13 protein-coding genes are annotated in these 6,914 nt (G+C 56.7%); all 13 read right to left on the bottom strand.

What is annotated here, in order from left to right; genetic code table 11:
- Positions 1-271, bottom strand: a 271-nt coding sequence (gene tatB, locus PHT20_RS15930; RefSeq protein WP_301021292.1) for a Sec-independent protein translocase protein TatB, incomplete at its 3' end; no start/stop codon positions are given.
- A 30-nt stretch (positions 272-301) separates the two neighbouring features.
- Positions 302-541, bottom strand: a complete 240-nt coding sequence (gene tatA, locus PHT20_RS15925) for a Sec-independent protein translocase subunit TatA (RefSeq protein ID WP_300084368.1) — start codon at positions 539-541, stop codon at positions 302-304.
- Between the two features lie 68 nt (positions 542-609).
- Positions 610-969 carry a histidine triad nucleotide-binding protein gene (locus tag PHT20_RS15920; RefSeq protein ID WP_301021293.1) on the bottom strand — a complete coding sequence of 120 codons (360 nt, stop codon included), beginning with the start codon at positions 967-969 and terminating at the stop codon, positions 610-612.
- A 2-nt stretch (positions 970-971) separates the two neighbouring features.
- Complete coding sequence (locus tag PHT20_RS15915; protein WP_300084367.1) at positions 972-1,379, bottom strand: hypothetical protein; 408 nt, start codon at positions 1,377-1,379, stop codon at positions 972-974.
- Positions 1,376-1,780 carry a phosphoribosyl-ATP diphosphatase gene (locus PHT20_RS15910; protein WP_301021291.1) on the bottom strand — a complete coding sequence of 135 codons (405 nt, stop codon included), beginning with the start codon at positions 1,778-1,780 and terminating at the stop codon, positions 1,376-1,378. The genes PHT20_RS15915 and PHT20_RS15910 overlap by 4 nt, the downstream gene beginning before the upstream one ends.
- Entirely contained in the window at positions 1,780-2,172 is a 393-nt protein-coding gene (gene hisI, locus PHT20_RS15905) for a phosphoribosyl-AMP cyclohydrolase (RefSeq protein ID WP_301021290.1), read from the bottom strand. The genes PHT20_RS15910 and hisI overlap by 1 nt, the downstream gene beginning before the upstream one ends.
- 86 nt (positions 2,173-2,258) lie before the next feature.
- Entirely contained in the window at positions 2,259-3,059 is an 801-nt protein-coding gene (gene hisF, locus PHT20_RS15900) for an imidazole glycerol phosphate synthase subunit HisF (protein ID WP_301021289.1), read from the bottom strand.
- Positions 3,060-3,069: 10 nt separating this feature from the next.
- Positions 3,070-3,330, bottom strand: a complete 261-nt coding sequence (locus tag PHT20_RS15895; protein WP_301021288.1) for a nucleotidyltransferase domain-containing protein — start codon at positions 3,328-3,330, stop codon at positions 3,070-3,072.
- Positions 3,331-3,409: 79 nt separating this feature from the next.
- On the bottom strand, positions 3,410-3,850 hold the full coding sequence (locus PHT20_RS15890; RefSeq protein WP_301021287.1) for a nucleotidyltransferase substrate binding protein: 441 nt from the start codon (positions 3,848-3,850) through the stop codon (positions 3,410-3,412).
- Between the two features lie 137 nt (positions 3,851-3,987).
- Positions 3,988-4,728: a 1-(5-phosphoribosyl)-5-[(5-phosphoribosylamino)methylideneamino]imidazole-4-carboxamide isomerase gene (hisA, locus tag PHT20_RS15885; RefSeq protein WP_301021286.1), complete on the bottom strand. Its 741-nt coding sequence runs from the start codon at positions 4,726-4,728 to the stop codon at positions 3,988-3,990.
- A gap of 128 nt (positions 4,729-4,856) precedes the next feature.
- Positions 4,857-5,540 carry an imidazole glycerol phosphate synthase subunit HisH gene (gene hisH, locus PHT20_RS15880; protein WP_301021285.1) on the bottom strand — a complete coding sequence of 228 codons (684 nt, stop codon included), beginning with the start codon at positions 5,538-5,540 and terminating at the stop codon, positions 4,857-4,859.
- A gap of 51 nt (positions 5,541-5,591) precedes the next feature.
- Positions 5,592-6,230 (bottom strand): imidazoleglycerol-phosphate dehydratase HisB, encoded by a 639-nt coding sequence (hisB, locus tag PHT20_RS15875; protein WP_301021284.1) that lies wholly within the window; start codon positions 6,228-6,230, stop codon positions 5,592-5,594.
- Positions 6,227-6,914: aminotransferase class I/II-fold pyridoxal phosphate-dependent enzyme (locus tag PHT20_RS15870; protein ID WP_301021283.1), on the bottom strand; the 688-nt coding region annotated here is incomplete at its 5' end. The genes PHT20_RS15870 and hisB, both read right to left, overlap by 4 nt.

Below are 6,914 nucleotides of genomic sequence, written 5' to 3'. Positions count from 1 at the left end.
CTTCAGCCCAGGTTTTTTCAAAATCATCGGTGCCGGACTTGATGGACTGACCGACATCTTTGGCAGCGCTTTCCACCGAGTCCTTCATTTTTTTGAGTTCATCAAGCGCCATCGAGCGGTTGACCTCAGCCTTCATGTCAGTCACATAGCGCTGCGCCTTGCCAATCCAGGCACCCACTGTGCGAGCCACGGTGGGCAGTTTTTCAGGGCCGATCACGATCAACGCCACCGCGCCGATCAATGCCAGCTTGGAAATGCCCAGGTCAATCATGCTGGCCTCTCAGCACCACATCTGAGCGCATCAAGATTTTTGCTTGGCTTCAACGTCAATCGTGGTTTTGTCAGCTGCCGCACTGTTGGCAACTTTGGACGTAGCAGCGTCGTCATCGGCAGGGGCTATGCCACCCTCTTTCATGCCTTCTTTGAAACCTTTGACCGCACCGCCCAGGTCACTGCCCAAATTTTTGAGTTTTTTAGTGCCAAACACCATGATGACAATCAGCAAAACAATCAACCAGTGCCAAATAGAAAATGAACCCATGATGGTCTCCAGAAATAGTGAACAAATTTTAAGGGAGCAGGTCAGCCGCCCCCACATTTAACCCGCAATTAACCCCGTAGCCAGGGACGTGGGCCGCCCATCACATGCACATGCAGGTGGTGAATGTCTTGCGCGCCATCGGCACCGGTGTTCACCACCAGCCGAAAACCGCCTTCGGGGTAAGGACGGCAACCGGCTTGCAACGCCAATTGGGGTACCAGCGCCATCATGCGCCCCATCATGGGCGCGTGCTCAGCCGTGAGCAGCGCCATCGATGCGATGTGCAGTTTGGGGATGATCAAAAAATGCACCGGCGCAGACGGGTGGATGTCATGAAACGCATAAAACTCGTCATTTTGGTACACCACCTTGGACGGAATGCGCCCCGCCACAATGTTGCAAAACAAACAATTCGGGTCAGCGTGCAAGCTCATGCAGCAATCTCCATGGGTAAGCCTTTATTCAACCGCACCATGCCAGTGATGATGCGGTACAAAAACCAAACTGAAATGCCCAACCAGGCCAACCAGCCCGGCAACAGCAACAGCAACCACAGCGGCGCGGTCACCAAGTACAGCAAACCGGCAATCAACACCGTGCGAATGCGCCACTGAAAATGCGAGGCGTGCCAGGTGCCCACCGCGTCACCGCGCTTGACCAAGTCAATCACCAGCGCCACCAGCAGCAATACTGGGCCGGCCTGCGCGCCCGGCACCAACGCGGCCACGGCCACAATCAAATGCAACACGTAGCTCACCGTGCCCCAAGCGTTCAAACCGTTGAGCGTTTGCACATCCAGCGCACCGACCGCTTGGGTGGGGTTGTCATGAGGGTTCATGTGGTTCCTTGGGTTTGGTTGGCGGCGGTTTCGGCCTCGCGCGCTTTGACTTTGCGCATGGCTTTTTCTTGCAAGCCGCTCAGACCGACACGGCGCTGTAACTCGGCAATCACATCGGCTGGACGCAAACCGTAGTGTGCCAGGGCGATCATGCTGTGAAACCACAGGTCAGCCACTTCATAGACCACATGGGTTTTGTCGCCACCGTGGTCTGCATCTTTGGCGGCCATCACCACCTCGGTGGCCTCTTCGCCAATTTTTTTCAAAAACGCATCAGGGCCTTTGTGCAACAAGCGCGCCACGTAGCTGGACTCGGGGTCGCCGCCGTGCGCAGGCAGACGTGATTCGATCACCGCAGCCAAAGCGGCCAGGGCATCAACGGAATGGGGTTCAGTGCTCATCAGCTTTTGTAAATGGTTTGAGGGTCTTTCAACACCGGGTCAACGGTGCGCCAGACGCCATTGTCAACCACCCGGTAAAAACAGCTGTGGCGCCCGGTGTGGCAAGCCAGACCCGGCGTGTGGCCAGTTTGCGTGACCTTGAGCAAAATCACATCGGCATCGCAATCGACCCGAATCTCATGCACGATCTGCACATGGCCAGACTCTTCGCCCTTGAACCACAGCTTGTTGCGCGAACGGCTGAAATACACCGCCCGCCCCAGCTCGGCAGTTTTTTGCAATGCCTCGCGGTTCATCCAAGCCATCATCAGCACATCGTTGCTACCCTGCTCTTGGGCAATGGCCGGGATCAAGCCTTGGGCGTCCCATTTAAGGGTGTCTAACCAGTTCATAGATTTTGTGGAAAACGAGGCTTACTATAAATTAAATAGCTACTTATGCAATGTACATAAGCGCTAGAGGCATAAAGCACATGAAATTAAAGCCGCACAGGAATGCCGCGCTCGGCCATACGCGCTTTGGCTTGCGCCACCGTGAACTCGCCATAGTGGAAGATGCTGGCCGCCAGCACTGCGTCGGCTCGACCCAGTTGAATGCCGTCTGCCAGGTGATCCAAGTTGCCCACCCCACCTGAGGCAATCACAGGCACGCTGATCGCCTCGCTCACAGCTCGGGTCAAGTCCAGGTCAAAGCCGGCTTTGGTGCCGTCCCGATCCATGCTGGTGAGCAAAATCTCGCCGGCACCAAAATCGGCCATCTGGCGCGCCCAGGCAACCGCATCCAGCCCGGTGTTTTTGCGCCCACCGTGGCTGTACACGTCCCACCCTGCGCCCAGCGGCTGACCGTGGGCATCAAGTCGCTCAAGGTCAACCCCTTGACGGCGCTTGGCATCAATGGCCACCACAATGCACTGGGCGCCGTATTTGCCCGAAGCCTCGCGAATGACGTGCGGGTTGGCAATGGCGGCGGAGTTGAAACTGGTTTTGTCCGCACCGGCATTGAGCAGGCGGCGCACATCATCAACCGTGCGAACGCCCCCGCCCACGGTGAGCGGAATAAACACCTGGCTGGCCACGGCTTCAATGATGTGCAAAATCAAATCACGGCCATCGCTGGTGGCGGTGATGTCTAAAAACGTGAGTTCGTCCGCGCCTTGCTCGTTGTAACGTGCGGCAATCTCCACCGGGTCTCCGGCGTCGCGCAGCTCGACAAAATTAACGCCCTTGACGACGCGACCACCGGTCACGTCCAGGCAAGGGATGATGCGTTTGGCTAGCATGGTTGAATTTTCATAAAGGTTTTTGCCACAGCATCTGCCCTACCCGCTCAATGTGTTCAAGCAAATCAGGGTTGTCGATGTGGCTGAGCAAAGACAGGTCAATGTCCCAAGGTAAAAGCAGTTCATCTAAATCGCCGCACAGTTTCAAATAGGCATCAAACGTCATCTCTGGTGCGTCCAACGCGATGTCAATGTCAGAGCCTTCGCGGTAATTGCCTTTGGCTCTGGAACCGTAAACCTTGGCCAGACGAATTTGTGGATAGATAGACAAAAGCCCACGCAAAAGCCCAAGTGCCCGAGAGGACAACCCAAATGTCTCACCCTGAACAACCCGCCCTGACTGATGCGATTCAAGCGCCACTGGCATGTTGAATGTCCCGCATTTTTTGCCCAAATGCCATCAACAAAGGCAGATAACGCTCTGATGTCCTGCTTGAGATCAAGTTGGCCGTCTCTTGGTTGTAGGTGTGTGAGCTCAAATTGCGACTCAAAATCATGTCCATCCAGGTCTCACCCTCATGAATCAGCCCGGCTTTGAACGCTGCCCGTGTGGAGTCTCGCGAGGCCATGAGTTGGGTTTGCCCCAAGCTGTGCAAGTAGTCTTTCATGACGTTCCAAGCCAGCTCATGCGTGAATTCAAAGGCTTGAATCAGCCCTTGCTGCTCCAAATCGGTTAGCGGGCGAGTGTTGCTCAATTCAACGGCACTTTGCAGCTGCGACAGCGCACGCGCATAGTTTTGCAAGCGCTGCTGCCAACGAATGTCGTCTGCGGAGGAGTCAAGTGAATCCATCACCACGTTTTCTAATTTATGGTAAATCAAACGCCTCGGTGCGCAACGTATGCAGGCTCGCGCCAAATCCAGCAATTGATGCAGTCATCTTGATGGCATCTCTCCGATTTTTCCATGGTGGTCATTCAAGAAGAAGGTCAGCCGTTCAACTCATCCGCACGCTCCTGGGCGGCTTCAAAATCCAGGTCGCCGCTGTAAATGGCGCGGCCGCAGATCACACCTTCAATGCCCGCGTCTTCAACTGCGCACAGGGCTTCGATGTCGGCCATGCTGCTCAAGCCGCCTGAAGCAATCACGGGAATCGTCAGAGCTTGTGCCAGGCGCACGGTGGCCTCGATGTTGATGCCGGTCAGCATGCCGTCGCGGCCAATGTCGGTGTAAATGATGGACTCCACACCAAAATCTTCAAATTTTTTACCCAGGTCGACCACATCGTGGCGCGTGAGCTTGCTCCAGCCGTCGGTGGCCACTTTGCCGTCTTTGGCATCCAGACCGACGATGATGTGGCCACCAAACGCAGTGCAGGCGTCTTGCAAAAAGCCAGGGTTGCGCACCGCCGCCGTGCCAATGATGACGTAACGCAGCCCGGCATCCAGGTAGCGCTCGATGGTGTCAAGGTCGCGAATACCGCCGCCCAACTGCACATCCACTTCACTGCCAATGTTTTTCAGGATTTTGCGAATGGCCGCTTCGTTTTTGGGTTGCCCGGCAAATGCCCCATTCAAATCGACCAGGTGCACACGCCGTGCGCCCTTGTCCACCCAGCTGCGCGCCATCACCGCGGGCTCTTCGCTGAAAGTGGTGGAAAGTGTCATGTCGCCTTGTTGCAGGCGCACGCAATGGCCGTCTTTGAGATCGATTGCAGGAATTAAAAGCATGATGCTTGGGGTGGGAGGGTGGAAGAAAACGTCAATGGAACAAAACGACCGCTGCGTGGTTCAGGCGCAGCGGGCAAGACAGAGAAACGGGGGCACGGCGGCGCGGCACATCAGGGGGGCGAACTGAATCAGGGGTTCCAGTGGAGGAAGTTGCGGTAAAGGCTCAAGCCGTGCTCAGAACTTTTTTCGGGATGAAATTGGGTGGCAAAAATGTTATCACGGGCAATGGCGCTGGAAAAGCGCTGGCCGTAATCGGTTTCCCCTACGCTGTGGCGTGCATCCGACGGTTTGGCGTAAAAGCTGTGCACAAAATAGAAGTAGCTGCCGTCTGGCACATCGCCCCACACCGGGTGCGGTGCGCCGCCATGGTTGGCGCGCCAGACCTGGTTCCAGCCCATTTGCGGCACTTTGAAGCGGCTACCGTCTTCTTGCAAGCGCCCGGCCAGCTCAAATTTAAGCACCTCGCCATGGATCAAGCCCAAACCAGGCGTGTTGCCCTCGGCGCTGTGATCGAGCAGCATCTGCATGCCCACGCACACGCCAAACAGCGGTTTGTTGGCCGCAGCCTCCAGCACCGAGGCTTGCAAGCCAGACTCGCGCAGCTCGCGCATGCAGTCAGGCATGGCGCCCTGGCCGGGCAGCACAATGCGCTGGGCACGGCGAACCACATCCGGGTCTTGCGTGATGAGCACCGTAAACCCCGTGCCCACCGCTGCGGCTTGCACCGCTTGCGACACCGAACGCAGGTTGCCCATGCCGTAATCGACCACCGCAACGGTCTTGTCCGTGCCACTGTTGGTATTTAAATTCATAGCTGCTTACGCAATATCCACGGGCGCTAGAGGCCAATTTTTCATATAAAACTACAGCGAGCCCTTGGTCGAAGGGATTTGCCCCAGGGCACGCGGGTCAAGCTCAAGGGCGGCACGCAGGGCGCGGGCGAAGGCCTTGAACACGGTCTCGGCCTGGTGGTGCGCGTTGCTGCCCTTGAGGTTGTCAATGTGCAGGGTGACTTGGGCATGGTTGACAAAGCCCTGAAAAAATTCGTGCATCAACTGGGTGTCAAAGGTACCGATCATGCCGCTGGTAAAAGACACGTCCATCACCAGCCCGGGGCGGCCAGAAAAATCAATCACCACCCGGCTCAAGGCTTCGTCCAGCGGCACGTAGACGTGGCCGTAGCGGCGCAGGCCTTTTTTGTCACCCACCGCCTTGTGCACCGCCTGCCCCAGGGTGATGCCGACGTCTTCTACCGTGTGGTGGCCGTCAATGTGCAGGTCGCCTTCGGCATCAATGTCCAAGTCAATCAGGCCGTGACGGGCAATTTGATCCAGCATGTGGTCAAAAAAACCAATGCCGGTGTGCAGGCGCGACTGCCCTGTGCCGTCCAGGTTGATGCGCACGGTGATGTTGGTCTCGGCCGTGTTGCGAATCACCTCTGCCTTTCGTTGGGCACGAGACGTGTGGTTTTCAGGCAATTCGGTCAACGCAAAATTTGTCATAAAGAAGCTTCCAAAGCAGCCAACATCAGGCGGTTTTCGGTGGCGGTACCCACGGTCAGGCGCAAACACTGCGCCAACAGTGGGTGCATTTTAGAAACGTTCTTTACCAGCACGCCGCGCGCAGCCATGCCGTCAAACGTCTTTTCTGCATCAGGCACACGCACCAGCAGCATGTTGGCTTGGCTGGGGAACGCGTGAACTTGGGGCAACTTGGCCAACGCTTCAAAAAGCAGAGCACGTTGCGCACATATATCAAGGGCTTGCGCCTCAAATACGGCTTGATGCTCAAGCGCAAACAGGGCCGCTTCGCAGTTCAGCACACTCACGTTGTAGGGCGGGCGCACCTTGTCGATTTCAGCCACCAAGGCTTGCGGCCCGATCAGATAACCCAGTCGCACGCCAGCCAGACCAAACTTGCTAAGCGTGCGCAGCAGCAACACATGGCTATGCCGCGTCAGTCGGTTGAGGTAACTGTGCGAGGCGAAGGGTTGGTAGGCCTCGTCCATCACCACCAAACCGCCCTGCTCGCCTGCGGCAACAATGATTTTCTCAATGCCGTCGTCGTTCCACAAATTAGCGGTCGGATTATTGGGGTAGGCCAGGTAAGTGATGGCGGGTTTGTGCTCGTCAATGGCTGCCAGCATGGCCGATTCATCCAGCTCAAAGTCGGCGGTGAGCGGCACA

Origin of the sequence: Rhodoferax sp. (assembly GCF_028715765.1) — a bacterium.
Taxonomy (GTDB): Bacteria; Pseudomonadota; Gammaproteobacteria; order Burkholderiales; family Burkholderiaceae_C; genus Rhodoferax.
Note: the sequence above shows the minus strand (reverse complement) of the source record. Positions and strands in the feature narration are given on the sequence as shown.

Coding starts and splice junctions, on each gene's coding strand:
- tatA (WP_300084368.1), bottom strand. CDS start 541: ATGGGTTCATTTTCTATTTGGCACTGGTTGATTGTTTTGCTGATTGTC.
- PHT20_RS15915 (WP_300084367.1), bottom strand. CDS start 1,379: ATGAACCCTCATGACAACCCCACCCAAGCGGTCGGTGCGCTGGATGTG.
- PHT20_RS15910 (WP_301021291.1), bottom strand. CDS start 1,780: ATGAGCACTGAACCCCATTCCGTTGATGCCCTGGCCGCTTTGGCTGCG.
- hisI (WP_301021290.1), bottom strand. CDS start 2,172: ATGAACTGGTTAGACACCCTTAAATGGGACGCCCAAGGCTTGATCCCG.
- hisF (WP_301021289.1), bottom strand. CDS start 3,059: ATGCTAGCCAAACGCATCATCCCTTGCCTGGACGTGACCGGTGGTCGC.
- PHT20_RS15890 (WP_301021287.1), bottom strand. CDS start 3,850: ATGGATTCACTTGACTCCTCCGCAGACGACATTCGTTGGCAGCAGCGC.
- hisA (WP_301021286.1), bottom strand. CDS start 4,728: ATGCTTTTAATTCCTGCAATCGATCTCAAAGACGGCCATTGCGTGCGC.
- hisH (WP_301021285.1), bottom strand. CDS start 5,540: ATGAATTTAAATACCAACAGTGGCACGGACAAGACCGTTGCGGTGGTC.
- hisB (WP_301021284.1), bottom strand. CDS start 6,230: ATGACAAATTTTGCGTTGACCGAATTGCCTGAAAACCACACGTCTCGT.